Here is a 25,639-nt window from a genome sequence, read left to right as displayed (position 1 = left end):
TGACTGTTGCAACTAACAAAGTTTAGGAAAAGGGTAATGTAGCAATATAAATATCTACTTCTGAACTGTCCCCTTGCTGGGACCGCTCTCCATACAGTTCAAAATCATAGCTATATTTTCTATTTAATTCTTTATCCTGCTCCCAAATATGAATCCAACTTTCCACCACTGCATTGGGCATTACTCCTTTTGCTGTAAATTTCAAGAAATTATCTTGTGGAAACTCCCGCCCAATCAATCCTTCCGGGACTAGCGCAAGACTAGAAACACGCACGCCCAAAATAGCTGCATAAGCGCCCTTGTAATCGCTCTCATAATCTGTATAAATAGCCAGAATTTCATCAGAAAGTTTATTAGGAATACATTCTAATAAATTTTCACTTAAAAACTTGGCCCAAAGGTTGCCTAAGTCGTTCGCTGCCTGATTATTTAGATTTGTTGTCCGCACTTCTATACCGATAAGCTTAAAACCTTTTATCATACCTTTACTTTTTAATTTATTTAAATAATACGGCCTTTGCCAATTTTTAATAAAGGTAGTTTTTGATTCAATAAAAAACAAACCAAAAGCTAAATATATTAGCTTTAATAATAGTAAAGCCTGTTTCTCCTTTTTTCTTAAAATTTATTCAACGACAGGTTTTACATAAGCCAAAAAAAGGGAGCTTATGCTCCCTCTTTTACTTCTTCTTTTTTTAGATTTGTTTTTCTCGGTCCATTTTTTGGCCTCTTTTTGCCATGCGAACCTAAAAAAATCTTGCCTTTACGTGTCTTTTTATCCCCTTTTCCCATATTGAAATATTTTTTTTGTTTATTATTGAACTTTGAATCAGCAATATAACAAAAAAAGAATAATTATTCAAACCCTCTCCTTTAAACGCAAGGCCTATTAATTAACCTCTACTATTGTAATTGGGTGCTTCTTTCGTAATGGAAATATTATGTGGATGTGACTCCCGTAAACCAGCTCCAGTAATCCGTACAAATTGCGCTTCTTTTAAACGCTCTATTGTTGCCGCACCACAATAGCCCATGGATGCCTTCAGGCCACCCACATACTGATATACAACCTCAGCCAATGTCCCTTTATAAGGTACGCGTCCAACAATACCTTCGGGTACTAATTTTTTAATATCATCTTCAACATCCTGAAAGTAACGATCTTTAGAACCTTTTTGCATGGCTTCTAAAGAGCCCATCCCACGGTATGATTTAAACTTACGTCCTTCATAGATGATCGTTTCGCCGGGCGCTTCCTCAACACCTGCAAATAAAGATCCGGCCATAACCGTATCTGCACCTGCAGCTATCGCTTTTGCGATGTCCCCCGTCTGTTTAATACCACCATCTGCAATTAGAGGCACGCCAGTTCCTTTAAGTGCTTTTGCAACTTCATAAACCGCATAAAGCTGTGGCACGCCAACCCCTGCTATAATACGAGTAGTACAAATAGATCCAGGCCCTATACCTACCTTAACAGCATCAGCTCCGGCATCTGCTAAATGTTTGGCTGCAGCACCTGTTGCAATATTACCAACAACTACCTGAAGTTCGGGAAAAGCTGTTTTTACTTGTTTCAACTTATCAACCACTCCTTTTGAATGTCCATGTGCTGTATCTATCGTTACCACATCCACACCAGCTGCAACTAAAGCTTCTACACGCTCCAAAGTGTCGGCCGTAACACCAACAGCAGCGCCTACTAGAAGACGCCCATGCTCGTCTTTTGCAGCGTTAGGATAGTGTCTATATTTTTGAATATCTTTAAAAGTAATTAGCCCTTTCAAGTATCCGGCACTATCAACTACAGGCAACTTCTCTATTTTTTGATTCTGTAGTATCTCTTCTGCCTGTATTAAATTAGTACCTTCAGGAGCAACAACTAGATTAGTTTTCGTCATCAGCTCATTAATAGGCTTGCTCATATCCTTCTGAAAACGAAGATCACGATTGGTGACAATACCTACTAAACGCCCGTCAACAGCTGTAATCGGAATTCCGCCGATTTTATGTTCTTTCATTATCTTGAAAGCATCGCCAACTGTAGCGTTCTCTAATAAAGTAACAGGATCTTGGATCATTCCGCTTTCAGAACGTTTAACTTTACGTACTTCTGCCGCCTGAGCTTCGATAGACATATTTTTATGCAACATTCCTATACCACCCGCCTGTGCAATAGCAATAGCTAAATCGGCTCCGGTTACTGTATCCATTGCCGCAGAAACTAAGGGTATATTTAATCTGATTTTCTTTGTTAATCGAGTGCTCGTATCAACATCACGAGGTAAGATTTCCGAGTAAGCTGGTATTAACAATACATCATCGTATGTTAAACCTTCAGCTACAAATTTTTGTGGATCTAATTGCATATGGCGAAATATCTTTGAAGTTTCTTTATGCGAGACAAAAGTACAAAATTCTCTACAATTTTCAAAAAGGTTATTCTTTTTTATCCCGGAAAATGAATAATAAATCAACAGTATGCTTATATTTGGCAAACTATTTGCTCGAGATGTCGATTCTATACAATAGATGAAATTAAAATTCGAAGTATTGAACTAAACTTTTGCTTTCATATACTAGATTTAAGACATCCGATATTGCTATAGTACAGTAATATAATGAACATAATAAAAAAACAAACATGAAAAAATTATTTTTACCTATCCTAGCTGCGGCCCTTTTCACTATAGGTGTTGAAAAAACACAAGCACAAGCACCTTACAAAACAGCAATAGGTTTAGCCTTTGATATGGGTACAGGTCCAACCTTATGGGGTCCACAAATAAAACATGCTTTTAATGGTAATAATGCTGGTAATGCACAAGTACTTTTTGGAGACAACCACACAGTTATTGGAGTAGATTATTCGTATAACAGACCTGTTCCTAATGCTCAAGGCTTAAATTGGTTTGTAGGTATTGGTCCTCAACTTGCTTTTGTGGATCAAGGACCAAAAGATAAAACATATTTTGCAATCAGACCTGCAGCAGGATTAGAATATAAAATAAGTACATTACCATTAGGTGTACATTTCGACTGGAAACCTTGGTGGAACTTGACAAATGACAGTAACTTTAAAGGTGGTCGTTTCAGTTTAGGGCTAAAGTATGTATTAAACTAATAACATATAAAAGCATTACTGCTTAACACATTAAAACGGTAGATTATCAAGTATAATCTACCGTTTTAGCATTACGGAACATTAGAATCTGTACCATCCTAATACATCATACCTGAACAGGTTTTCCTGTCGTAATAGGAAAACTAGAAACCTTCTCAATACACGATTACAGCATATACCGCTTTATCACGGCATTTAATCGCATTTTCCCTATAAATATTTATTTGGATATATGCCAAATAATCTTTTCTTTCTACAAAAAATTCATACCTTTGCGGTTCTTGGCTAAGTATTAATTGCGTTAAATCGAGAAATAAATTATATAAACTATATCATATTAAATACACGAATTACAGACAATGCAGAGTAAAGGGCTGATTAAATTTTTGGTAGTAGTGGTGTCAATAGCATGCCTCTATTCCCTATCGTTCACATTTGTTACACGTAAAGTAGAACGAGATGCCGCCAAGTACGCACAGGGCGATATAACTAAGGAGAAAGCGTATTTAGACTCCATGGCAGGTGAAGAAGTGTATAATTTAGGAATTGCTAAATTTACATATCGTGAAGCTAAGGCTTACGAACTTGCTTTAGGACTGGATCTTAAAGGCGGAATGAACGTCACTATGGAAATTTCACTAGACGAATTGATCCAGAATTTAGCTGGCAATACGAAAGATGAAAAATTCAATGGAGCGCTTGAAAGTGCATTGGAAAAAAATAAATCTGTTAATAAAGGTTTAGTTGAACTGTTTATTGACGAATATAAAGCTTCGGGAGCAACAACTCCACTAGCAAGTTTTTTCGCAAACAAAGACAACTCTTCCTTGATACAGGCAACTAGTTCGGAAGGAGAACTTCGTAGTTTTCTTAACCGCGAAGCTGACAATGCGATACAAAACTCATACAAAGTATTACGTACACGTATTGATAAATTTGGCGTAGCCTCTCCTAATATTCAGATCCAGCAAGGTACTAACCGTATCTTAATTGAACTTCCGGGTATTACAGACGAAGACCGTGTTCGTAAACTTCTACAGGGTTCAGCCAAGTTAGAGTTCTACGAAACACATGATAACTTCCAGGTTTATCCTTTATTAGAAAACATCAACGCGATTTTAGCAAACAGCATTAAGACCGAAGCTCTCGCAAAAACAACAGATTCTACTTCAGTTGTTGCCGCAGACAGCAGTAAAAATGATGAAAACTTATTAGCTAATTTAAGTGCGTCAAAATCAGATTCTACAACTGATGCTTCTACAAACTTAAATGATTTAGCAGCTAGCAATCCACTTTTCAGTGTGTTGAATCCATCAACGTATATGTCGGAAAATGGACAACCTAGCCTATCTCCAGGTGCAATGGTTGGTATTGCTAATCTAAAAGACACTGCCCGTGTGAATCAATACCTGAGCCGTCCGGAAGTAAAAAGCAATATACCAGGCAATCTTAAGTTTTTATGGGCTGTAAAACCAGAGCATAGATCGCCAAACTTCTTATCGTTATATGCGATCAAAACATCTGGCACTGAAAACGGTGCTGTAATGACCGGTGAATTTATCACTGACGCACGTGATAACTTTGATGAACAAAATCGTCCCGTTGTCTCGATGGAGATGAACTCCGAAGGTGCACGTCAATGGCGTAAAATAACAGCGCAAGCTGCTCAAAACAGAGATGCAATTGCTATTGTATTGGATGGTGTCGTATATTCAGCACCTTCAGTAAACGAAGAGATTCCTAACGGTAACTCTTCTATATCAGGAAGCTTTACTATTGAAGATACAAAAGATTTAGCCAACGTTTTAAAAGCGGGTCGCTTACCTACTACAGCTAAAATTGTAGAAGAAGCAATTGTAGGCCCTTCATTAGGGCAAGCAGCTATTGATGCAGGTGTAAACTCAGCTGTAATAGGCATTGTCGTGGTTATGTTATTCATGATCGCTTACTATAACCGTGCGGGTTTTGCAGCTAATATTGCGGTTATATTCAACGTATTCTTCTTAATGGGTATTTTAGCTTCGCTAGGAGCTGTTCTTACCCTACCGGGTATTGCTGGTATCGTTTTGACGATGGGTACTGCAGTAGATGCAAACGTACTGATTTACGAACGTATACGGGAAGAAATGGCTTTAGGTAAATCTACACGCCAATCCATAGCAGATGGTTATAAAAATGCGATGCCTTCGATCTTAGACTCACAGATTACTACTTTCTTAGTGGGTCTGGTATTATTCTTCTTCGGAAGCGGACCAATCTTAGGTTTTGCAACGACATTAATGGTAGGTATTGCTACCTCCCTATTTACATCGATATTTATCTCTCGTTTGATTTTTGAGTTTATGTTAGATAAGGACATGAAAATTTCAGTTTCATTCCCTTGGTCAGCAAAAACTTTACAAAATGCAAACTTCCAGTTTATTAAAAAACGTAAAATGTTTTACGTTATTTCTATCATTGCTTGTGTAATTTCTATAGGCTCTATCATGACTAAAGGCTTTACTTTAGGTGTTGATTTCCGTGGTGGCCGTACGTTCACTGTTGCCTATGAAAACGCAGTAAACTTAGAAGAAGTTAGAGAGAACTTAGATGCTGCTTTTGGTTCGAGCACAGAAGTGAAAACATTTGGAGGGAGCAACCAAGTTCGTGTAACAACAACATTCTTAGTGGACGAAACAAGCGATGACGCCGACAAACAAGTGTTAGATAAACTAAATGAAGGACTATCTAAAGTTTCAGGCAATAAGCACGAAATTCTGTCGTCGCAAAAAGTAGGGCCATCAATAGCAACAGATATTAAAGAAAGAGCTATTTGGGCAGGTATTTTCTCAGTTTTAATTATGGCGGGATATATCTTAGTGCGTTTCCATAAATGGCAATATTCTGTTGGTGCAGCAATATCAACAATTCACGATACAATTATCTTATTGGGTTTATTCTCTTTATTAGATGGTATTGTCCCTTTCTCATTAGATATTGACCAGCATTTTGTTGCAGCGATATTGACAGTAATCGCCTATTCGGTGAACGATACAGTTGTTGTATTTGACCGCTTAAGAGAATACTTAAACAAGCCTAATGCGCACAAAGAAGATTTCGGTGGTATTGTTAACCAAGCAATCAACTCGACACTGAGCCGTACGATTATTACATCGCTAACGATTATTTTCGTACTAGCTGTATTATTCATTTTTGGTGGTGAAGTAATCCGTGGATTCTCTTTTGCAATATTAATCGGTATTATAGTAGGTACATACTCCTCTATCTTTATGGCAGCACCGTCTGTATATGACTTAGGTCGTGGAAAGACTTTTGCACAGCCAAAAGCTGAAAAAGCAAAAGTGGTTACTCCATAATTTGAAATAGGTTATAATTTATTAAAAAAGGCTTTCAGTTTTCTGAAAGCCTTTTTTAATGCTCCTCTCCTTTCACATATACTACAGTTTTTTTAGAAATTTCATTTTAGCATCATTTAAATATTTTCTCACTAGCTTTCCATCATTTTTAATTAGATTTGACTAATAAACATATCGAATTCTCCTGTTTTCTTAAACACATACACAAACGAGCATTCCATATGACAAATAAATGTAGAGTCACAATTTATATACACATGAAATATTTATTTACGGGAATTACATTATCAGCTTGTTTAGCTCTAAGCTCTTGTCAATCAGAGTCGACAAACAATAAAGTTGAAACGCAAACCAATGTGCAACAAGCCGAACCGAATACACCTACTGCAACAGCTCCGGCACAAACAGAAGCAAGACCTCTTCCAAATATTAAAGACGCTGCAGCTTCTATTCCCCAATTTAAATTTTATAAAGTAAAATCAGGTATAGGTTTTACCAATAACGATATTGCACCAAATAGAAATACCGCATTCATCTTATTTGATCCTAATTGCGGACATTGTCAAGAAGAAACAAAACATCTAGCAGCTAACTATGCTAAAATCGAAGATGTAAATCTTTATTTTGTTTCTATGAATGATCCTGCTTTAATGTCTTCTTTCTTGGAGACCTTCGGTAAGGAATTAAGCGGTAAAAAGAATGTGGAAGTTTTATACGATAGAAACCAAGAGTTTATTCAAAATTTTCATATACCAAAACAGTTCCCTGCAAATTATGTCTATGGTGCTGATGGAGTATTAAAATCAAATTGGGAGGGTGCTAAACCTATCGATCAGGTTATCGCTGAATTTACCAAGTAATGCAAATAGCAATTAATGGTTTCGGAAGGATAGGAAGAAATACCTTGCGAAATATTTATAGACGTAGTTTAGAAAAAGAGATACGAGTTGTCGCTATAAATGATTTAACAGATACAGCGACACTAGCGCATCTATTAAAATACGACTCTGTGCATGGTCCATTTCCTTTAAAGGTGGATCATGATACGGAACATATCTACATTCAAGGACATAAAATCAAGGTCCTAAAAGAAGGTAGCCCACGCTTATTACCTTGGCATCAAATGTCGATTGACATAGTCGTAGAATCTACCGGCCTATTTACTTCAGAAAACTCTGCCTCCCAACATTTGGAAGCAGGAGCTAAACAAGTGATCATCTCAGCCCCTTCACCAGATAAAGATATTCCAACCGTAGTATTAGGAATCAATGATGCAGAATTCGACTGGTCGAGTCCGGTTTTTTCAAATGCTTCCTGTACTACCAATAATGTTGCTCCTCTTGTCAAAATACTTGACGAAAATTGGGGTATCAACGACGGATATATTACAACGGTGCATTCGATGACAGGTGATCAGAATCTTCACGACGCCCCACACCGAGATCTCAGAAGAGCAAGGGCAGCTTCTTCATCCATTATCCCTACAACTACAGGTGCTGCAAAAGCAATCACCAATGTCTTTCCACACTTGGAAGGAAAATTAGGAGGAGCAGGGATTCGTGTCCCTGTATTGAACGGTTCATTAACAGATTTCACTTGTACATTACACAAAGCAACAACAGTAAAAGATATTAATGCAGCTTTTAAAGAAGCAGCAGGCAATCAACTAAAGGACATACTCTTCTATACGGAAGATCCTATTGTATCTGTTGATATAATAAACAATAGTTATTCTTGCGTTTTTGATTCGCAATTGACTTCTATTGTCGGAGGTTTGGTAAAAGTAGTTGGCTGGTATGATAACGAATATGGTTATTCAAACCGTATGGTAGACCTATTATTAAAACTCTATAAAAGAAGTCTCATCCGCTAAAAACTTTCGAATATATGGGTGTGGATCATACTTCCTGCTCCACACCTATTCCAAATAAAGCAAAATCATACTTGACAGGATCATTAGCATCCAATATTTTTAAATTATTGGTAAGCTCCTGTGCAGATTTCCAATTTACTTTTTTTGCTGTAAAAAGACCAAAACGACGTGCCACCCGCTCTACATGCACATCACACGGACAAATTAAGTCTCTTGGATGAATACGGTCCCAAATGCCAAAGTCAACCCCTTTCCCATCTCGGCGCACCATCCACCTGAGGAACATATTTAGACGTTTACAACTTGACTTCTGTAGCGGAGAACTGATATGTTTCCGAGTTCGATGAGGATAATCAGGGAGTGAAAAAAAATAAGACTTAAACTCATTTAAACTCTTTTCTATCGAAACTTGAGCTGCGTTTTCCTGACCTATTAGAAAAGCATCCTCCAAAGAATCAAATTGTTCATAATGAAAACGTAAGAAAGAGACAAAATATAAAAGATCTGTGTCATTAAAAGTACGATGCTTAAAACCCAACAATTGCTTTAAATCATCATCAGTATGATTGATAATAAATTGATAAGGCTCGCCATTAAAACGGGTTATTAATTCATTACACTTATTAATAATTGTTTTTCGTAAACCCCAGGCTAAGATAGCAGCAAAAAAGCCCATTATCTCTATATCTTGTTTTTTCGTAAATAAATGCGGGATACAAATAGGATCGTTAGGAATAAAACCAGGCACATTAAATTGTTCTACTTTCTTATTTAAAAAATCCTGTATATTAAAGTCTACCATTTTTAATCAAGCTGCAATAGCGTGCAAGATAAGTAATTTTAAGAGAAGCTTACATCACCATAATTACACTATTATTACCGGAACCTCAAGAGATCCTCGTATTTTTATAAAATGAGTAAACTAAAATTGTCGGCATTGGAGCTCGCCGCTGTTACAAAAGGAAGTGGCCCTCGAGAAGCAATTGAACGTACTATACAAGTAGCACAACATATCGAAACATTAGGCTATGAGCGTCTATGGCTCGCCGAACACCATAATATGCCATATATCGCCAGTTCAGCAACTTCGGTGCTGATTGGTCATATTGCTGGGCATACAAAGTCTATGCGGGTTGGCTCTGGTGGTATTATGCTGCCTAATCATTCGCCCCTTGTCATTGCTGAACAATTTGGAACTTTAGAAACAATATATCCCGGACGCATTGATTTGGGATTGGGAAGAGCACCGGGAACTGATCAAGTAACCGCAATGGCTTTACGACGCAACAATTTAAATACTTCGTTCTATTTTAAGGATGATGTGACTGCTCTGCTACGCTATTTTGAAAATGAAAATCCTATGGAAAAAGTAAGAGCTTTTCCTGGAGAAGGATTAAATATTCCCTTGTATATATTGGGTTCAAGTACAGATTCAGCCTATCTAGCTGCCGAACTTGGTTTGCCATATGCTTTTGCAGCACATTTTGCTCCCGCCATGTTCACACAAGCGGCTGAAATATACAGAAAGAGCTTTAAACCCTCTAAATATTTAGCAAAACCCTATTTTATAGCTTGTGTAAATGTTATAGCAGCCCAGACTACAGCAGAAGCCACACACCTATCTACCAGCCTTTATAATATGTTTGCAGGTATCTTAACAAACAGTAGAAGACCTCTATCCCCTCCTACCGAAAAAGTTATTTACGATGGTATACCTGAAATAGAAAGAGCAGTACAAGGAATGGTCGCATGTACCTTTATTGGTAATGAAGAAAAGGTGAAAAGCGAAATCTCAACATTTGTACAAGAACATAAGGTCAATGAAATAATGATCACTAATTATATTTACGATCAAAATAAAAGGCTTAACTCATTTACTATTACAGCAGCAGCATTAGCCGATATTGAGTTGTTTATTGACTAAGCGTAGCATGTTGCGAAGCGGTATAAAGATTACGGAAAGCACGATTAATTAGACTATCTCGTTGTGCGCCCGTAATACCTGCATATGGAAATAACCGTGCTGTTTCCGCAATAATAAACTGAACTATAGCTTTAGTTAAAGTAGTTATTTCCATTTGTTGTTCTTTTGTAATCGGAAGATCCGCGATTCTTTCTATACAGCGTTTTAATTTCACGCGCATTTTGTCTAAATGCTGTCCGACAAGGTCACAATCATGTAGCTGTTGTTTTCCTTTTCGACTATACCATGCTGCATCTTGAGATTTTACTAATAGATGGTCTTCCAAAACCTTCAGATACTTCCTGAACATCCCTATATAATTTACCACCAATGTGCATTCAGCGAAAGTATCAAAAGGATAATCATAAACAGCTGCATCTGACGTTTTATGCGAAGGAGAAATATCAAAAGATTGGTTTAAATTAACTTTAACACCATCCAGAGAAAAACTATGACTTGCAGTAACTTCTAAACCAAAGGTATCCCAATCATAGTGTATTAACACATCCGAACGATTAACATAAAAAGAGCAGAATTTAGGTGTGCCATCATCATTTAACACCTGTAGTCCGTCTTTATAAACCCAAGCATTGAGGGTAAAGTGCGTCAAATGAGGTGCGCCTGTCGCATACTTCCACACACCTTCTAGTAGATAATGATCGTCGTATATATGTGCCTTCCCAGATATTTGTCCACTCCCTCCCCAACATACATTAGGCTTGGTAAAGATATCTTGTGCATCATCTGCTGATATAAAGCCTGCAAACATATTAGCCCCTGAACATAAAGTAACTGTCCAGCCCAAACCGCCATCTTCATAAGATAAAGCCTCTAATAAATCACAGCCTTCTGTGAGTGACAGTTCCAATCCGCCATATTGTTTAGGAACCCATATATTAAACCACTTGTGTTGATAGACAAGGGCTAGCAGCTCTGGAGATAGTGTTTTTTCAACGATCGCTTGATCAACATTATCCTTTATAAAATTTTGTACAGTAATATCAAATAACATATCTAGACTCCTGTTTCTTTAATAATCTTTTCCATTGAAAATATGCTAATACAGCGATAATGAATAGAAAAATAGTGAGAAAGCCAAATAAGAAAAGACCTTTATAAAACATTAAAGGAATAGCAATAGCATTACTTATATTCAATAATATCCAATTCTCTATCTTTCTTTTAGCCATTAACCACATGCCTGCCCATGCTGTACTGCTTACAATAGCGTCGAGCATAGGTACGTCTGAATCGGTGAATTTTGTTAAGACAAAAAATAAAATTCCATATCCTAAAAGCACGATCAGAGAAACTACGCCCCACTCGGCTCTCGTGGCTTTTGTTATCTGCACAGGTGCCCGATCGGTTTTGTGCCGCCAATACCATAAGCCATAAAAGCTCATAATTAAATAATACATATTCAATAAGATCTCAGCATACAGCTTGACACCATACAACACGGAAATAGTCAGTGAAATAGAAAGTATTCCAAAAATATAATTGGAAGATTTGTTATTTTTAGACAACAAGACTTGGGTAACACTAAAAATAACAGCCACACGCTCGGACCAACTACTGTCCTCTAGGGCACTCAATACTTGTTGAAAAATATCTGATATAGACATATAAGTGTGTAAACATTAACTGTACGCACTTTATGGAAAAGCTAAAAGCAGAAAGAAAATTTATCCCTACGCCAGCATTACCTGGATCAGGTTCCTTCCATTTTTAATGGAATTGGGTATATTCTCAGCTTTATACTTCAAAATTGAAGACAGCACCCCACAAGTGTAGTAAAATAAGACGCTAAATTAACAATTAACTTAATTTAAGCGCTTCATTCGATTTTTTACGAATCTCTGCACAAAGTGCAACATCATCGTTTAATTTTTTACCCCAAGACGGAATCATTTCACGAAGTTTCTTTCGGTACCCATCAGATTTAGCCCGCTCAGGAAAACATCTTTTCAATAAGTTAATCATGATTGCTACCGATGTCGATGCCCCAGGAGAAGCGCCCAGTAAGGCTGCTATAGAACCATCGGCACTAGACACGACTTCCGTTCCAAATTCTAATACTCCGCCATGTTTATGGTCTTTCTTAATAACTTGAACACGCTGTCCGGCTACTTCTATCTTCCAATCCTTAATATTAGCTGTAGGCATAAATTGTTTCAAAGCATCAAGCTTATCAGACGGACTTTTCATCACTTCCGTAATTAGATACTTTGTCAAATCCATGTTATCCAATCCGGCAGAAATCATAGGTCTGATGTTAGATAGTTTAATCGAAGAAGGTAAATCAAAGTATGAGCCTTTTTTAAGAAATTTAGTAGAGAATCCTGCATAAGGTCCAAACAGTAAAGCTTGCTCACCATCAATATAACGTGTATCGAGATGCGGAACCGACATAGGAGGAGCTCCTACAGACGCTTTTCCATAAACTTTTGCATGGTGCTTACCAATAATTTCGGGATTAGTACACCGCAACCATTGCCCACCCACAGGGAAACCACCATAACCTTTTGCTTCAGGTATACCCGATTTCTCTAACAATAAAAGAGAATGGCCACCAGCACCAATAAAAACGAAACGAGCTTTAATCTCTCTCTTTTGTCCGGTTTTTAAATCTTTTATCTCCACTTCCCAACGACCATCATCTTCCCTTTCTATGTCCTTAACCTCGTGATTAAGCGAAACCCGAACATTGTCTTTGGTTTGCAGATGACTAATCAGGTCACGTGTTAATGCGCCGAAATTCACGTCTGTACCAATATCCATACGAGTAGCAGCCATCATTTCATCACCGCCACGATCTTCCATCATTAAAGGCACCCAATCTCTAAGTGTCTCTTTATCTTCCGTGTACACCATTCCCTTGAAAATGGTCTCTTTTACCATCGTTTCGTATCGTGTACGTAAAAACTTCACGTCCTTCTCACCAAATACAGCACTCATATGAGGCACTTGACGTATAAATTCAGAAGGGTTTTTTAATATATCTTTTTCGACTAAATAAGTCCAGAATTGTTTAGATATTTCAAACTGCTCAGCAATATTGATTGCTTTCGTTATATCAACTTTTCCATCCGGTTTTTCCGGAGTATAATTTAACTCACAAAGGGCAGAGTGTCCTGTACCTGCATTATTCCAAGCATCAGAACTTTCTAATGCAACAGCATCAAGTCTCTCTATAATTTCAATATTAATATCAGGACTTAACTCATTTATTAGAGCTCCCAAAGTTGCGCTCATAATACCTGCACCAATAAGTACGACGTCGGTTTCAGATTTTATAGTTTTTTTACCCATGATTTTTTAAATTCCGTACAAAATTAACATTCATAATGGTTAAAAGCGCATCATTTTGTCAAAATTCTTTCATTATTATAATGCAGTTTTAAATTGCTAAGCTCCTCATGTTAAAAAACAATAATATATGGCTACTTTTAATAAATAACAGATAGATTAATGCGAAATATTGTTGTGATATCTAACTAATATTTAACATTTTTGTTGAAATTTACTAAATGAATAATTTTCTTTTTTTTAGGTACATATAAAAAAGAATATCCATTGTAACGTGGCTTCTACAAAGATTAGAAGTTTAGCGAATTGAATAATAAATAATTGTACATATGAACTTATTAGAAGGCAAAACCGCTCTAATTACGGGAGCATCTAAAGGAATCGGCAGAAAAATTGCTGAAGTTTTTGCACAGAATGGTGCGAACGTCGCTTTTACCTATCTTTCATCTGTTGAAAAAGGGCAAGCATTAGAACAGGAACTTCAAACTTTCGGAACAAAAGTTAAAGGCTTTCGCTCTGACGCATCCCAGTTTGCTGAAGCTGAAAAATTAATTGAAAACATCGTTGCTGAGTTTGGCACCATAGACATCGTAGTAAACAATGCAGGTATCACAAAAGATGGTTTGCTTATGCGTATGACAGAAGAAAACTGGGATGATGTGATGAATATCAATTTAAAATCCATATTCAACGTTACCAAGGCAGCTTCTAAAATCATGATGAAAAACCGTAAAGGTTCATTCATCAATATGAGCTCTGTTGTAGGAATTCAAGGCAATGCAGGTCAGTCTAACTACTCTGCTTCCAAAGCGGGTATAATAGGTTTTTCAAAATCCATAGCACGTGAGTTAGGTTCTAGAAATATTCGCACAAACGTAATTGCTCCAGGTTTTATTAGAACAGAAATGACCGATGTACTAGATCCTAAAGTTGTGGCAGGATGGGAAGCTAATATCCCCTTGAAACGTGCAGGCCAACCTGAAGATGTTGCAAATGCATGTTTATTTTTAGCTTCTGACCTATCATCGTATATAAATGGGCAAGTAATACCCGTAGATGGCGGAATGCTATAATTTACACCTTAGTCATAAATAAAAAAACCTTGTTTTACAGTATCACAGTACTTAGAATACAAAGGTAAAACAAGGTTTTTTATTCGTTAAAAGGCACCAATGAATATAAGCCTACGAAAAATAACAAACGCCGACTTTAAAGAATATTTTCAGCTCATTAACAACAAGCATGTAATAACGATGTTGAACGAAGAATATAAGTCCTGGCACCAACTAAAAAAGGAATATATACAAAGGCTAATAAATAATAATATCGATAAAGACCTTGGGACATTTCGAATATCAGATACGGAAAATGATTCCTTACTTGGTTTTGCAAAATTAGAAGCAGAAAGTAGCAAAAGTGTAGAATTAGAAGTAGGGTATATCATCTTACCAATGTATTGGAATAAAGGTATTGCAAATATAGTCTGTAAAAAATTGATTGAAATTGCTAAAGAGAAAACGAAAATTCATAATCTTTACGCATTCGTCATCACTAAAAATGTTGCTTCTAAACGTGTATTGTTAAAAAATGGCTTTAAAAACAAACAGTCTATAAACGAAAATGGCAAAGACGAAGAGCGTTTCGAACTACAACTTCATCCTTAAACTAGTCGTTATTTAGCATATTAATTACCAAAGTAGCCAGGGCAGGTATCGATAAGGCAAAAGCCCGCTCATCCAAATTAAATTGCGGGTTATGTAAACCAAATTGTGTATCCGGACTGCCGCCATCCGTTCCTAGGAGCACAAATAAAGATGGGTATTTTTGTGAATAATAAGCAAAATCTTCTGCTGCCATCCAAACATCCACATTCTCAAGTTTATCTTCTCCAATACTATCCGCCCATATAGATCTGGCTTTCTCAGTCAATTTTGGATCATTATATAAAACAGGATAACCTCTTCGCACTTCCAATTCTACCGAAGCCCCTAAAGAAACAGGCAGACTATAAATAAGGTTTTCTATCATATCGACAGCTTCTTTTCTCCAAGCTTCATCCATCGTTCTAAATGTCCCAGCTAAGTGTACTTCTTCGGGAATAACATTAGCAGCCCCCATCCCTTCAAAACGTCCAAAAGTTAAAACACTTGGTGTATTTGGATTTGCTTTACGACTTACGACCTGCTGTAAAGTGCTCAATAGCTCCACAGCGATCATAATAGGATCAATAGCCCGATGAGGTTCAGCGGCATGCCCTCCTCGACCTTTTATAGTAATATAAAACTCATCACTCGAAGCCATAAAACGTCCACTACAAAGCCCCAGCTTCCCAATTGGTAACCTAGGACTAACATGGAGCCCTAGAATAGCAACTATTTTTTCTGAAAACCTTTCTAAAATACCCGACTTTATTACTTCAATAGCTCCCCCTGGTATCTTCTCTTCTGCTGGCTGAAACAATAACGCTATTTTTCCCGAAAATTCAGCTAAATGTTCTTTTAAAAACGCCCCTACTGCTAATAAATTAGCTGTATGAAAATCATGGCCACAAGCATGCATTACACCTTCATACGCAGATTTATAATCAATATTGTTCGCTTCAATAATTGGTAAAGCATCCATATCAGCGCGTAAGACTATTAAATCAGCGTTACCATCCTTGCTTCCCTGTAAAACCGCTAATACCCCCGTCTCCGCCACCTTTTCAAAAGGTATACCTAATTGCACTAAACGATCTTGAATATAGATACTGGTATTAAACTCTTTAAATGATAATTCAGGATATTGATGCAGATACCTTCTATCCTCAATAGCCTGAATGTGTAAGTCTTCGAGTCCTTTTTTCATCTTTAACGAATTCATCATAATTTAGTATAGATTACATAGTAAAGAAAAGAAAATATTAACAGAAAAAGCAATTGAAACTATTTTTTTATCCTATATACACATCGCTGCCCTCCGCTAACAATATGTTGCACGCGTTCAACAGTATAATCTAATCCAATTAGCTGCTTAAAGTTCTCTAATTCACTACGGCAAAACCCCTGACATTCTGTAGCAGCTGCACATATAGGACAATGATTTTCTGTCAAGTAATATGCATCACTTTTCTCTTCCCACTGCGCCATATATCCCTCCTCAGAACGCATACGAACTAATATATCCAAGCGCTTCTCAACATCATCCACACCAATCATCTTCTTTGCATATCGATCATAAGTTGATTTCTCTCGATCACTTATTAATAAATCAAGAGCATTATCACCCAATAGTTTTCTCACTGACCTCAGCAAATCAACGGTCACCTCAGCGTGCGTGTCAGGAAATCTTTTTAAACCTACTTCCGTTAGTCTATAATATGTAGTCGGCCGCCCCACCCCTTCACTCTTAACGAATGACTCTATCAAATTGTCAGCAGCTAATTTTATCAGATGTTTTCTCGCACCTTCTTTCGAAACATTTAGCTCTTCAGCAATTAAAGCTGAAGTAGCATCTCCCTTCATTTTAAGAAACATCAAAATTTGAGAACCTGATCCCTTATCTACCCTCATTTAACAATTCATTAGTTGTTATATATTAAGTCTTACAAAGATAAAACAATTAAAAACAAACATTATATCTTTTAGCTATTAAATAACTACAAAAAATAACACTAAAATAAAACAACCGTAAAGTTGTTTTATAAAAACATTCCTTTAACTTTGTTACATCATTAAAAAAATAAAAAAATCATGAGTAAATATCTATTACCAAGTCTTCCATATGCTTACGGAGCATTAGAACCAAATTTCGATACGGAAACTATGACTATACATCATAAACGCCATCACCAAGCTTACATTGACAATTTGAACAAAGCAATTAGCGGTACAGACGCCGAAACGAAAGACTTAGAAGATGTTTTACGCCATATTAGTCAGTACTCGCCTGCTGTACGAAATAATGGTGGCGGTCACTATAACCATTCTTTGTTTTGGAATATTTTATCACCAAACGCTGCTCAAACTAAACCTTCTGGTGCTTTAGAAGAAGCTATAATTAAAACATTTGGTAGTATCGAGGATCTGAAAGAACAAGTAAAACAAGCAGCTTTAGCACAGTTTGGTTCGGGCTGGGCATGGCTGACAGTTAAATACAATGGTACATTAGCCGTTTCATCTACCCCCAATCAAGACAATCCCCTTATGGATACAAATTTAACCACTCAGGGCTACCCTATTTTAGGAGTCGACGTATGGGAACACGCTTATTATTTAAAGTATCAAAACAAAAGAGCTAACTATCTGGACGCTTTTTGGGATATGGTTGATTGGGAGGCTGTAGAAAGAAATTACACGCAAGCATTAGCGAAATTATAAATAAAAATTTCAAGGCATTGGAATTAAACATCTGTAACTAACATAAACTATGGGTATAGGCAACATTATAAATAAAGTAGAGGCGTCAGGTATTGTGGCAATAGATCTTATTGACTACAAGCCAAAAATTGAAATCGTAGAATTCGACATAAAAGACTATCTTTATATGGGTTTAATTGTGAAAGAAAAAGAATTTAGAGCGTCTATTTCTCAAATAAATTTTAACGACTTTCAAGGGAAAGCGGTCGCACTAATTTGTTCTGCTGATGCTATTATTCCCCCGTGGGTCTATATGTTTCTAGCAGATAAGTTTAATTCCCATGCAATCTTAATTGATTTTAAAGATAAAAATAGGCTTGAATTGGACTTATGGAAAAACAACTTAAAACAAGCAGACCTATCAATTTATAAAGGAAAAAAGACAGTTGTAAGAGCCCGTCCGGACACAGCGCCCGATTTATATCTCATTGCTACAGAAAGACTAAAACCGATCGTAAAAGTCCTCATGTACGGTGAAATTGGTATGCCGAAAGTAATTTTAAAAAATGATTAAAAATGAAAGCAGTAATATTTAACGGTTCTTTAGAGAGAAGAAGTCAATCTACTTCAGGCCTGATTTCTTCTTACATATCACAAGGTTTAACAGACCGACATATTGATAATCAAATATTTAATTTGGCAGACTCTGGAATACCATTATTCGACACTACAAATACAAGAACGCCAAAAGGAGTTGAAGCAATGGCTCATATTTTTCTTGAGGCGGATATACACTTTTGGCTAGCGCCACTATACCACGGCGGAATTCCGGGTGTAATGAAAAATTGCTTAGATTGGCTTGAAATTACTGCAAAAAACCCTAAACCATATTTAACGGACAAGACTGTTGGTCTAGTCTGTTGGGCTGAAGGCATGCAGGCTATGCAAGGAATAAATGCGATGGACTCTATAGCAAAAGCTCTACGTGCATGGCCATTACCATTTAGTGTACCTATTGCTCGAAACGCATTATATGAAGCCAATAACCCAGGAAATTTAGCTCAGCTTTATAAAAGCAAAATTGATTTACTTATACATATAGCTACAAGTAGAACAATTGCTCCACTACCTATTCAGAAAATAACAGACATATAATAAAAAGTACATGGTTACCGTTTTACTAGAAAATGGCAACCATGTGCCTCGTAAAAGCATAACAGTTTTTTTTGTTAAAACACATTTTTCTGCCATAACAAAAACGAAAGACTATAACACCTTTATTTCGTTTAAATATGATCACTACCGACAATAATAGCGTAAGCACTTGTATTAAAGAACAGTAAGAGAAAACCACCCATAGTATAGTGCGCCGCTTAAAGCAATAATATTTATATACTACCCATTTACTACCCTATAAAACCACCATCAATCTACTTTAAATTCCGAGCTTTGTTTTGAAGTAAGTATTTATATTATGAAAAAAATAATAACGAGTATCGTTCTAGTTTTAGGATTGACTTCCCTATATGGACAAGAAATAGAGAAAGACATTTTAGGCCAGTGGTATGTAAAAGAGATTTCATATGTAGACAAAGACGGTCAACAAGAAGATGACCCTTTATACTATGAAAGAGGAGAACGTTCTTATAAGTTCAAAAAAAGTAAAACGGTAACATTTATATGGCATGAAAAATTCTTAGGGAAAATGCATGAAACAACCCCCTACAGTATTAAAGGTGATGAACTCACCATTCAAGGGGGACCAAGCATGCATATTAGCCTTGATTCTTCTAAAAAGACATTAATAATCAAGTCAATCGACTCTGAGACAGGTTCTGCTTCTATCAGTATATTAGAACGCTAGAACATATAATATGAAAATAAAGCATTATTTAACAAGAAAAATAAAATAACCTACTAAACAAACGATAACCCCAAGTGTTTTAAGTCTTCCTCCAATCAATTTAAAAATCGAAGATTTAAAACACTTACCCTTTTCTCTGCCTTTTACCTTCTCCCCCGGTTTGCTTCTTGCAAATAATATTGCTTATGTTTGTAATTGGCTTTAGGGGTATTCTATAAAGAATTGAGAAAGTCCCTTTGAACCTGATTCGGTTTATACCGACGTAGGGAAAAGCACTAATTTGGTCTGCTAATTTTTCTAATTCAGCATTACCCATTTAAAGCCTGTTTTATTAATAATCATAATTCTAGCTTTTACGACATGGATAATGCCATCCCTATCATTCAACAACTTCACGAACTACGTTCTGTACGTCCCTTAGTGCATAATATTACAAACATGGTCGTTATGAACAATACAGCTAATGCTCTACTTGCTATTGGCGCATCACCTGTTATGGCACATGACAAGCAAGAAATAAAAGAAGTTGTCTCTTTATCAAATGCTTTAGTTATTAACATAGGAACCATAAGTCAAGACGTCGCAGACTCTATGTTAATTGCAGCGGAGCACGCTAGTAATATTGGGTGTCCTTGGATATTAGATCCTGTTGGAGCAGGGATTTCAACCTTACGAAACGAGGTTTTAGAAAATCTGTTGAAACTTCAACCCACCGTAATACGCGGTAATGCATCTGAAATAAATGCACTATATAATTTTGAACAAGTAAGTTCCAAAGGAGTAGATAGCACAACCTCTAGTTTAAGTGCCTTGGCAAGAGGTAAAGCTTTACAAAAAAAGCAAAAAGCAATTGTGTGTATTTCTGGCGAAGTAGACTATATTATTTCCGAAACAGAGATTATAGAAATACACAATGGAAACCCCATGATGACACTGGTCACAGGCTTAGGCTGCACCTCCAGTGCTTTAATCGGTGCATTCCTAGGTTTACGGCAAGATCCTTTTGCAGCCGCAACTGCTGGGGTTGCATGCTTGAGTTTAGCTGGTGAATTGGCCTACCACAAAGCCATAGGTCCAGGGACATTGCAACTCCACCTTTATGATACGCTATACAACCTATCAGAAGAAGATATTAGGAATAATCTTAAAGCAAAACATTATGCTTATACATTCTGATTTTCCATACCCGCTTTATCTTGTTATTACGGAGGAAAACTGTACTTACCTACCTTGGCTGCAAGTAGCTGAACAGGCTATAAAGGGAGGAGTTGATATCATACAGCTACGGGAAAAAAAAATAAGCAAACAAATATTTTTAAAAAAAGCCATTGCGCTTAAAAATTTATGCGACCGCTATAGTATTCCACTCATCATCAACGACCATGTAGATATTGCTGCTAAAATTGACGCTTGGGGTGTACATGTAGGTCAAACAGATATGGCGCCCCTACATATCAAAGAACAATATGCAGACCGTTTCAAAATTGGCTGGTCATTAGAAGCAAATGATCAACTGCTTAGCGACAATATGCTAGCTGTAGATCATTTAGGTGTGAGTCCTATTTTCTCAACAGCAACAAAAACAGATACAATAACAGAATGGGGTATTCAGGGGATAAAAAAACTTCGTAAAGAAACCGAATTACCCCTAATCGCTATAGGGAATATGAATATAACAAATGTTCAAAGAGTTATCAATGCGGGTGCTTCAAGCATTGCAGTAGTGTCAGCCATATGTTCCAATCCCGATCCACAGTCAGTTAGTCAAAAAATAAAAGAACTCCTCATTAATAATGTTTACAAAGATGAACCTTAACAAAACATATACGGTACCAACTGTACTTAGTATTGCTGGGTTTGATGGCAGCGGAGGCGCCGGCATTCAAGCTGATACTAAAACAATATCAGCTTTAGGTTGCTATGCGATGAACGTTTTAACCGCCTTACCTGTACAAAACACCCAAGGTGTGCGAAACATTTTCGATATACCCACACAGGCTATAAAAGAACAACTTGCCTGCATATTCGACGACATATATCCTGATGCAATTAAAATAGGAATGGTGCATAGCGTCAGTTTAGTGGAAATTATTAGTGATTTTTTAAAAAACTATAAAGGCACTATAATATTTGATCCTGTTATGATATCTACGAGCGGCCATCAGCTTATACAGGACGAAACGATACAAGCTTGTATCGAACTATTATTTCCTTTAGCTACGCTTATAACACCAAATTTAGATGAAGCAAGCGTTTTGGTAAAAGAAAAAGTAGACAGTGTTGAAAAAATGGAAAAAGCTGGCTATAAAATATTGGAAAGCTCCTGCAACGCAATATTAGTAAAAGGCGGACATTTAGAAGCCCCTATCCTAACCTCTTTATTAATAGATAAACAACATTCTGTACAGAAATTCAATTCTATGCGCATAAACACGAACAATACGCATGGTTCTGGCTGCAGTTTATCTTCAGCTATTGCTAGCTATATGGCTCAGGGATTAAACTTAAGCAAAGCAGTAGAGTACGGCTTAGACTATGTACATGAAGCAATACGAAGCAGTAAAGATTTAAAAATTGGTCAAGGAAATGGGCCCTTAAATCATTTCCATAACCCACAAAAATTAATCATCAATGAAATGGACAGATAAAGCTTGGAAAAGCATTGAGTATATATATAGCGATATCACAGCTATGGATTTCATTAAAGAACTTAAGGAAGGTACCCTACCCTTAGAAAAGTTTCAATTTTATATGCAGCAAGATGCAAAATACTTGGAGCACTATGGCCGAGCCTTGTCTGCAATAGGCGCTAAAGCGCAAGACAATCAGCAGGCATTAGACTTTTTCGAATTTGGAAAAAACGCACTAATTGTCGAAAAAGCATTGCACGAAACCTACTTCATTGAATTCGGCATAGCCAATCAGGCTCAAAACAGTGTGATAGAACCAATATGTCATCACTATATTCATTACCTTAAAAGTGTTACTGCATTTGATCCGATAGAGGTTGCTGTAGCAGCTGTTTTACCTTGTTTTTGGATATACAAAGAAGTAGGAGATAAAATATATAAAGAACAAGAGGCAATTAATAATCCTTATTCTAACTGGATCAACACCTACAGTGGCGAAGAGTTTGGTGAAGGAGTTCGAAAAGCTAAAGAATATGCCGATAAAATGGCTAAAAACACCACTCCCGAAATACAACAGTTAATGTTAGATGCATTCGTTACGGCATCTCACATGGAATATAAGTTTTGGAATGCTGCTTATGAGATGACTAAATGGTAAAAGAAAATGGGCTGATTACCTTCTGTAACCAGCCCATTTATAATTTAACAAAACAATTTATTAATTCAAGTGCTTACTAAAGAAACCCATCATCGCTTTATAAAACTCAATCTGATTCTCTTCTTTTCCAAAACCATGCCCTTCATCATACTTTACTAAGTAAGGCACATCGACACCTTTTTTACGCAAGGCTTCCACAATCTGATCTGATTCTGCAATTTTTACTCTCGGATCATTTGCACCTTGAACAACAAACAAAGGAGCCTGTATTTTGTCAATATGGAAGATAGGCGATGCTTCTTTTGCAATTTCAGCTTCTTTATCATCATCTAGATCATACCATATTTCATATAACATCTCTTTATAAGGCTTCCAATACTCCGGAATAGAACTCATCAGCGTAAATATGTTTGACACCCCTACATAGTCCACCCCAGCCTTATATAATTGAGGAGTCTTAACTAACCCTCTTAAAACAGCATAACCACCATGACTAGCACCATAAATGGCAATATTATCTTTATCAACCCATCCCTGCTCTATAGCATATTGTATACCATCTTCCACATCATCCATTGCTTTACGCCCAATTTGCTTGAAACCAGCACGTAAAAACTCTTTACCGTAACCTCCTGATATTCTGAAGTTAACTTGTAATGTGGCGTATCCTCTACTTGCAAAAAGTTGAGTTTCCGGATTAAAGCCCCAGCTATCACGCACACCTTGTGGCCCACCATGCGGATTTACAATCAGTGGCACTTTTTTACCATCTAACGCAGCTTTAGGCAACGTAATATAGCCATGCAACGTTAAGCCATCACGTGATTTAAATTTAATAGGACGCATCTCTGCCATATCCTCTTCTTTCAACTGAGGCATCAGGTCAACAAGCAAAGTTACTTCGCCTGAATTTGTATCATAATGATAATAGCGTCCATAAAGTTTATCACTTTGCACTACAATCAACATCTGATCTTCCTCATCTGTACGTCCTGCTACAGTAAATTCATAATCACCAAAATGCTTTTCTAAATCTGTATAAATCTTTTTAAATGTTGCACTTACAGGTTCTATAACCACTTTTTCTCCCTCATACCCTACAAAATCGATTTCCCAGTTACGTTTTCTTGACAACGAAATCAGATTGGCATCATACTCCTCATTAGCATATACCTCTTTTAAAATCTTTTTACCTTTAAAATCATACAATACGATACGCGCTTTATCCGAGTCTAAATTTGTCAAGACATAAGCTTCATCTGGGTTATTCGACGCATAATTAAAAGCGACAACACTAAAGCTCTCATCCCATTTAGTTGTATGAAAAAGAGAAAAATCGTCTTCACCTGCTGCTTTATAGAAATACTGGCTTTGTATTCCATTAAACATTTTCGAATACCCCCTCAATTTACCATCCTTATCAAAATCATAACCAACTATAGCATTTGCCGGATCTTCGTTGGTGAACAGCTTCTCCATTTCGCCGCTTGTAATATTGACTTTATAAGGCTCGAAAACTTGTTTATTATCCTTATTCATTTGGATAATAATATAGTCTTTTTGTTCTTTTAACATATTCAAAATAGACGCTTGAATATCATCAAAAGGTGTTAAGTCGATATTATTACTTCCATCAATATTGATAGCATATAAGTGGTAATTTTCATTTCCGCCTTGATCCATTACATACACCAGGCGCTCATCATTAATCCACCCCATTCCCCTTATAAGCTCTTCTTTTTCTTCAATTGCACGCACGACTTTTCCGGTAGCTACATCTTTTACCATAACATGTCGCTTATTTTTATCATCCTTTTCACGGTATGAGATATATTTACCGTTAGGCGAAAGTTGAAAACCAGAAGTCACTGGGCGTGCAAAATAATCTTCAACTTTATAAGCAAAACTTCCCTGATCGAAAGCTATCAGCTTTTTAATATCGTCCACTGTCGACACTAACGTTGTATCTCCCGGCTTGGTCACCACAGTTTTCTCTAAAACAAGGGGTAAATCCATACCTCCTTGACTGTATGTACCTTCAATCTTCTCACCCTCTTTAGTGCCTGTAAACTTAATACCGGCTTGCTCTATCGAAAGTGTCAATTGATCGTCTGCAAATAACACTTCGGATACAGGAATCCCAGAAGCTCCTTGCATAGGTACATCCATTGTCGCTTCATAACCCCCATCTACATCATTAATGTGAAAAATAAGCTCTAAAGATACTCCTTGAACAGAAAGTGTTCCTTTCCAATCCCCTTTAAGCTGTGCATTTGTATTTGTCATTCCCAAAATTACAAATACAAAAGAAAAAATCAGTTGTTTCATATGTATATAATTATTCGACTATGTATTCATTTTATTGAGCTCATGGATACTCCATATTTATTTCATAAGCTCTCCAATCTTGATTAGTTTTTAGTTATCTTCTCGCTACATTTCTATATTTGTTAATTTATCATTAACCGATAATTTTCTTTTTTTACCAACAAAAAAACATTATCTATTCGGTTTTCCTTAACAAT

The 25,639-nt window shown here is 36.7% G+C and carries 25 protein-coding genes and 1 riboswitch; of the genes, 15 read left to right on the top strand and 10 right to left on the bottom strand.

Features of this window, described 5'->3' with window-relative positions; all coding sequences use genetic code 11:
• Positions 1-22 precede the first annotated feature (22 nt).
• From ORI89_RS16510 to guaB, 3 genes are all read right to left on the bottom strand, one after another.
• Positions 23-481, bottom strand: a complete 459-nt coding sequence (locus tag ORI89_RS16510; protein WP_268231617.1) for a GyrI-like domain-containing protein — start codon at positions 479-481, stop codon at positions 23-25.
• Between the two features lie 185 nt (positions 482-666).
• Positions 667-792, bottom strand: coding sequence for a 30S ribosomal protein THX (locus ORI89_RS16505; RefSeq protein WP_268231616.1), 126 nt, complete (start codon positions 790-792; stop codon positions 667-669).
• Positions 793-893: 101 nt separating this feature from the next.
• Positions 894-2,369: an IMP dehydrogenase gene (gene guaB, locus ORI89_RS16500; RefSeq protein WP_268231615.1), complete on the bottom strand. Its 1,476-nt coding sequence runs from the start codon at positions 2,367-2,369 to the stop codon at positions 894-896.
• A gap of 275 nt (positions 2,370-2,644) precedes the next feature.
• On the opposite strand from guaB, the gene ORI89_RS16495 reads away from it, so the two are divergent.
• The 4 genes from ORI89_RS16495 to gap all read left to right on the top strand — a co-directional run bounded on the left by ORI89_RS16495 (position 2,645) and on the right by gap (position 8,353).
• A complete protein-coding gene (locus tag ORI89_RS16495) occupies positions 2,645-3,124 on the top strand; it encodes a hypothetical protein (protein ID WP_268231614.1) in 480 nt (159 codons plus the stop codon).
• Between the two features lie 359 nt (positions 3,125-3,483).
• Positions 3,484-6,480 (top strand): protein translocase subunit SecDF, encoded by a 2,997-nt coding sequence (secDF, locus tag ORI89_RS16490; RefSeq protein WP_268231613.1) that lies wholly within the window; start codon positions 3,484-3,486, stop codon positions 6,478-6,480.
• Positions 6,481-6,737: 257 nt separating this feature from the next.
• On the top strand, positions 6,738-7,340 hold the full coding sequence (locus tag ORI89_RS16485) for a peroxiredoxin family protein (RefSeq protein WP_268231612.1): 603 nt from the start codon (positions 6,738-6,740) through the stop codon (positions 7,338-7,340).
• Entirely contained in the window at positions 7,340-8,353 is a 1,014-nt protein-coding gene (gap, locus tag ORI89_RS16480; RefSeq protein ID WP_268231611.1) for a type I glyceraldehyde-3-phosphate dehydrogenase, read from the top strand. Before ORI89_RS16485 ends, gap begins: the two co-directional genes overlap by 1 nt.
• A gap of 25 nt (positions 8,354-8,378) precedes the next feature.
• Here the strand turns inward: gap and ORI89_RS16475 are convergent, their stop codons facing one another.
• The gene (locus tag ORI89_RS16475) at positions 8,379-9,155 is read right to left on the bottom strand and encodes a TIGR02757 family protein (RefSeq protein WP_268231610.1); all 777 of its coding nucleotides are present in this window, start codon (positions 9,153-9,155) and stop codon (positions 8,379-8,381) included.
• 111 nt (positions 9,156-9,266) lie between these two features.
• Between ORI89_RS16475 and ORI89_RS16470 the strand changes: the two genes are divergently transcribed.
• Positions 9,267-10,277 carry an LLM class flavin-dependent oxidoreductase gene (locus ORI89_RS16470; protein WP_268231609.1) on the top strand — a complete coding sequence of 337 codons (1,011 nt, stop codon included), beginning with the start codon at positions 9,267-9,269 and terminating at the stop codon, positions 10,275-10,277.
• Here the strand turns inward: ORI89_RS16470 and ORI89_RS16465 are convergent.
• From ORI89_RS16465 to ORI89_RS16455, 3 genes are all read right to left on the bottom strand, one after another.
• Positions 10,267-11,328, bottom strand: a complete 1,062-nt coding sequence (locus tag ORI89_RS16465) for an acyl-CoA dehydrogenase family protein (RefSeq protein ID WP_268231608.1) — start codon at positions 11,326-11,328, stop codon at positions 10,267-10,269. The genes ORI89_RS16470 and ORI89_RS16465 overlap by 11 nt on opposite strands.
• Complete coding sequence (pnuC, locus tag ORI89_RS16460; RefSeq protein WP_268231607.1) at positions 11,318-11,941, bottom strand: nicotinamide riboside transporter PnuC; 624 nt, start codon at positions 11,939-11,941, stop codon at positions 11,318-11,320. Before pnuC ends, ORI89_RS16465 begins: the two co-directional genes overlap by 11 nt.
• Positions 11,942-12,134: 193 nt before the next feature.
• Positions 12,135-13,628, bottom strand: coding sequence for a malate:quinone oxidoreductase (locus ORI89_RS16455; RefSeq protein ID WP_268231606.1), 1,494 nt, complete (start codon positions 13,626-13,628; stop codon positions 12,135-12,137).
• Positions 13,629-13,954: 326 nt separating this feature from the next.
• Here ORI89_RS16455 and fabG point away from each other — a divergent pair, with 326 nt between their 5' ends.
• Both fabG and ORI89_RS16445 read left to right on the top strand, forming a co-directional pair.
• Positions 13,955-14,698, top strand: coding sequence for a 3-oxoacyl-[acyl-carrier-protein] reductase (gene fabG, locus ORI89_RS16450; RefSeq protein WP_268231605.1), 744 nt, complete (start codon positions 13,955-13,957; stop codon positions 14,696-14,698).
• Positions 14,699-14,797: 99 nt separating this feature from the next.
• Positions 14,798-15,289 (top strand): GNAT family N-acetyltransferase, encoded by a 492-nt coding sequence (locus ORI89_RS16445; RefSeq protein ID WP_268231604.1) that lies wholly within the window; start codon positions 14,798-14,800, stop codon positions 15,287-15,289.
• Between the two features lies 1 nt (position 15,290).
• Here the strand turns inward: ORI89_RS16445 and ORI89_RS16440 are convergent, their stop codons facing one another.
• Together ORI89_RS16440 and ORI89_RS16435 are read right to left on the bottom strand one after the other, a co-directional pair.
• Positions 15,291-16,472, bottom strand: coding sequence for a M20 metallopeptidase family protein (locus ORI89_RS16440; RefSeq protein ID WP_268231603.1), 1,182 nt, complete (start codon positions 16,470-16,472; stop codon positions 15,291-15,293).
• 77 nt (positions 16,473-16,549) lie between these two features.
• On the bottom strand, positions 16,550-17,176 hold the full coding sequence (locus ORI89_RS16435; protein ID WP_268231602.1) for a helix-turn-helix transcriptional regulator: 627 nt from the start codon (positions 17,174-17,176) through the stop codon (positions 16,550-16,552).
• 180 nt (positions 17,177-17,356) lie between these two features.
• Here ORI89_RS16435 and ORI89_RS16430 point away from each other — a divergent pair, with 180 nt between their 5' ends.
• The 8 genes from ORI89_RS16430 (at position 17,357) to tenA (ending at position 23,114) form a co-directional block, all read left to right on the top strand.
• Positions 17,357-17,983, top strand: coding sequence for a superoxide dismutase (locus ORI89_RS16430; protein WP_268231601.1), 627 nt, complete (start codon positions 17,357-17,359; stop codon positions 17,981-17,983).
• A gap of 49 nt (positions 17,984-18,032) precedes the next feature.
• Positions 18,033-18,536: a DUF2480 family protein gene (locus ORI89_RS16425; RefSeq protein WP_268231600.1), complete on the top strand. Its 504-nt coding sequence runs from the start codon at positions 18,033-18,035 to the stop codon at positions 18,534-18,536.
• 2 nt (positions 18,537-18,538) lie between these two features.
• Positions 18,539-19,117, top strand: a complete 579-nt coding sequence (locus ORI89_RS16420) for an NADPH-dependent FMN reductase (protein ID WP_268231599.1) — start codon at positions 18,539-18,541, stop codon at positions 19,115-19,117.
• A gap of 319 nt (positions 19,118-19,436) precedes the next feature.
• Positions 19,437-19,826, top strand: a complete 390-nt coding sequence (locus ORI89_RS16415) for a hypothetical protein (protein ID WP_268231598.1) — start codon at positions 19,437-19,439, stop codon at positions 19,824-19,826.
• A gap of 193 nt (positions 19,827-20,019) precedes the next feature.
• Positions 20,020-20,112: riboswitch (TPP riboswitch) on the top strand.
• A 74-nt stretch (positions 20,113-20,186) separates the two neighbouring features.
• A complete protein-coding gene (gene thiM / locus ORI89_RS16410; RefSeq protein WP_268231597.1) occupies positions 20,187-21,002 on the top strand; it encodes a hydroxyethylthiazole kinase in 816 nt (271 codons plus the stop codon).
• Positions 20,986-21,642, top strand: a complete 657-nt coding sequence (thiE, locus tag ORI89_RS16405) for a thiamine phosphate synthase (protein WP_268231596.1) — start codon at positions 20,986-20,988, stop codon at positions 21,640-21,642. Before thiM ends, thiE begins: the two co-directional genes overlap by 17 nt.
• On the top strand, positions 21,632-22,474 hold the full coding sequence (gene thiD / locus ORI89_RS16400) for a bifunctional hydroxymethylpyrimidine kinase/phosphomethylpyrimidine kinase (RefSeq protein ID WP_268231595.1): 843 nt from the start codon (positions 21,632-21,634) through the stop codon (positions 22,472-22,474). Before thiE ends, thiD begins: the two co-directional genes overlap by 11 nt.
• On the top strand, positions 22,458-23,114 hold the full coding sequence (tenA, locus tag ORI89_RS16395; protein ID WP_268231594.1) for a thiaminase II: 657 nt from the start codon (positions 22,458-22,460) through the stop codon (positions 23,112-23,114). The genes thiD and tenA overlap by 17 nt, the downstream gene beginning before the upstream one ends.
• Before the next feature lie 60 nt (positions 23,115-23,174).
• Here tenA and ORI89_RS16390 read toward each other — a convergent pair whose 3' ends face one another.
• A complete protein-coding gene (locus ORI89_RS16390; RefSeq protein WP_268231593.1) occupies positions 23,175-25,442 on the bottom strand; it encodes an alpha/beta hydrolase family protein in 2,268 nt (755 codons plus the stop codon).
• Positions 25,443-25,639: the final 197 nt, after the last annotated feature.

Source organism: Sphingobacterium sp. UT-1RO-CII-1 (assembly GCF_026711005.1).
Lineage (GTDB): Bacteria > Bacteroidota > Bacteroidia > Sphingobacteriales > Sphingobacteriaceae > Sphingobacterium.
This window is presented reverse-complemented; position numbering and strand designations above follow the sequence as displayed.

Excerpts from the sequence above, each read along its gene's own strand:
- ORI89_RS16510 (WP_268231617.1), bottom strand. The coding sequence starts at position 481 with ATGATAAAAGGTTTTAAGCTTATCGGTATAGAAGTGCGGACAACAAAT.
- ORI89_RS16505 (WP_268231616.1), bottom strand. The coding sequence starts at position 792 with ATGGGAAAAGGGGATAAAAAGACACGTAAAGGCAAGATTTTTTTAGGT.
- guaB (WP_268231615.1), bottom strand. The coding sequence starts at position 2,369 with ATGCAATTAGATCCACAAAAATTTGTAGCTGAAGGTTTAACATACGAT.
- ORI89_RS16495 (WP_268231614.1), top strand. The coding sequence starts at position 2,645 with ATGAAAAAATTATTTTTACCTATCCTAGCTGCGGCCCTTTTCACTATA.
- secDF (WP_268231613.1), top strand. The coding sequence starts at position 3,484 with ATGCAGAGTAAAGGGCTGATTAAATTTTTGGTAGTAGTGGTGTCAATA.
- ORI89_RS16485 (WP_268231612.1), top strand. The coding sequence starts at position 6,738 with ATGAAATATTTATTTACGGGAATTACATTATCAGCTTGTTTAGCTCTA.
- gap (WP_268231611.1), top strand. The coding sequence starts at position 7,340 with ATGCAAATAGCAATTAATGGTTTCGGAAGGATAGGAAGAAATACCTTG.
- ORI89_RS16475 (WP_268231610.1), bottom strand. The coding sequence starts at position 9,155 with ATGGTAGACTTTAATATACAGGATTTTTTAAATAAGAAAGTAGAACAA.
- ORI89_RS16470 (WP_268231609.1), top strand. The coding sequence starts at position 9,267 with ATGAGTAAACTAAAATTGTCGGCATTGGAGCTCGCCGCTGTTACAAAA.
- ORI89_RS16465 (WP_268231608.1), bottom strand. The coding sequence starts at position 11,328 with ATGTTATTTGATATTACTGTACAAAATTTTATAAAGGATAATGTTGAT.
- pnuC (WP_268231607.1), bottom strand. The coding sequence starts at position 11,941 with ATGTCTATATCAGATATTTTTCAACAAGTATTGAGTGCCCTAGAGGAC.
- ORI89_RS16455 (WP_268231606.1), bottom strand. The coding sequence starts at position 13,628 with ATGGGTAAAAAAACTATAAAATCTGAAACCGACGTCGTACTTATTGGT.
- fabG (WP_268231605.1), top strand. The coding sequence starts at position 13,955 with ATGAACTTATTAGAAGGCAAAACCGCTCTAATTACGGGAGCATCTAAA.
- ORI89_RS16445 (WP_268231604.1), top strand. The coding sequence starts at position 14,798 with ATGAATATAAGCCTACGAAAAATAACAAACGCCGACTTTAAAGAATAT.
- ORI89_RS16440 (WP_268231603.1), bottom strand. The coding sequence starts at position 16,472 with ATGAAAAAAGGACTCGAAGACTTACACATTCAGGCTATTGAGGATAGA.
- ORI89_RS16435 (WP_268231602.1), bottom strand. The coding sequence starts at position 17,176 with ATGAGGGTAGATAAGGGATCAGGTTCTCAAATTTTGATGTTTCTTAAA.
- ORI89_RS16430 (WP_268231601.1), top strand. The coding sequence starts at position 17,357 with ATGAGTAAATATCTATTACCAAGTCTTCCATATGCTTACGGAGCATTA.
- ORI89_RS16425 (WP_268231600.1), top strand. The coding sequence starts at position 18,033 with ATGGGTATAGGCAACATTATAAATAAAGTAGAGGCGTCAGGTATTGTG.
- ORI89_RS16420 (WP_268231599.1), top strand. The coding sequence starts at position 18,539 with ATGAAAGCAGTAATATTTAACGGTTCTTTAGAGAGAAGAAGTCAATCT.
- ORI89_RS16415 (WP_268231598.1), top strand. The coding sequence starts at position 19,437 with ATGAAAAAAATAATAACGAGTATCGTTCTAGTTTTAGGATTGACTTCC.
- thiM (WP_268231597.1), top strand. The coding sequence starts at position 20,187 with ATGGATAATGCCATCCCTATCATTCAACAACTTCACGAACTACGTTCT.
- thiE (WP_268231596.1), top strand. The coding sequence starts at position 20,986 with ATGCTTATACATTCTGATTTTCCATACCCGCTTTATCTTGTTATTACG.
- thiD (WP_268231595.1), top strand. The coding sequence starts at position 21,632 with ATGAACCTTAACAAAACATATACGGTACCAACTGTACTTAGTATTGCT.
- tenA (WP_268231594.1), top strand. The coding sequence starts at position 22,458 with ATGAAATGGACAGATAAAGCTTGGAAAAGCATTGAGTATATATATAGC.
- ORI89_RS16390 (WP_268231593.1), bottom strand. The coding sequence starts at position 25,442 with ATGAAACAACTGATTTTTTCTTTTGTATTTGTAATTTTGGGAATGACA.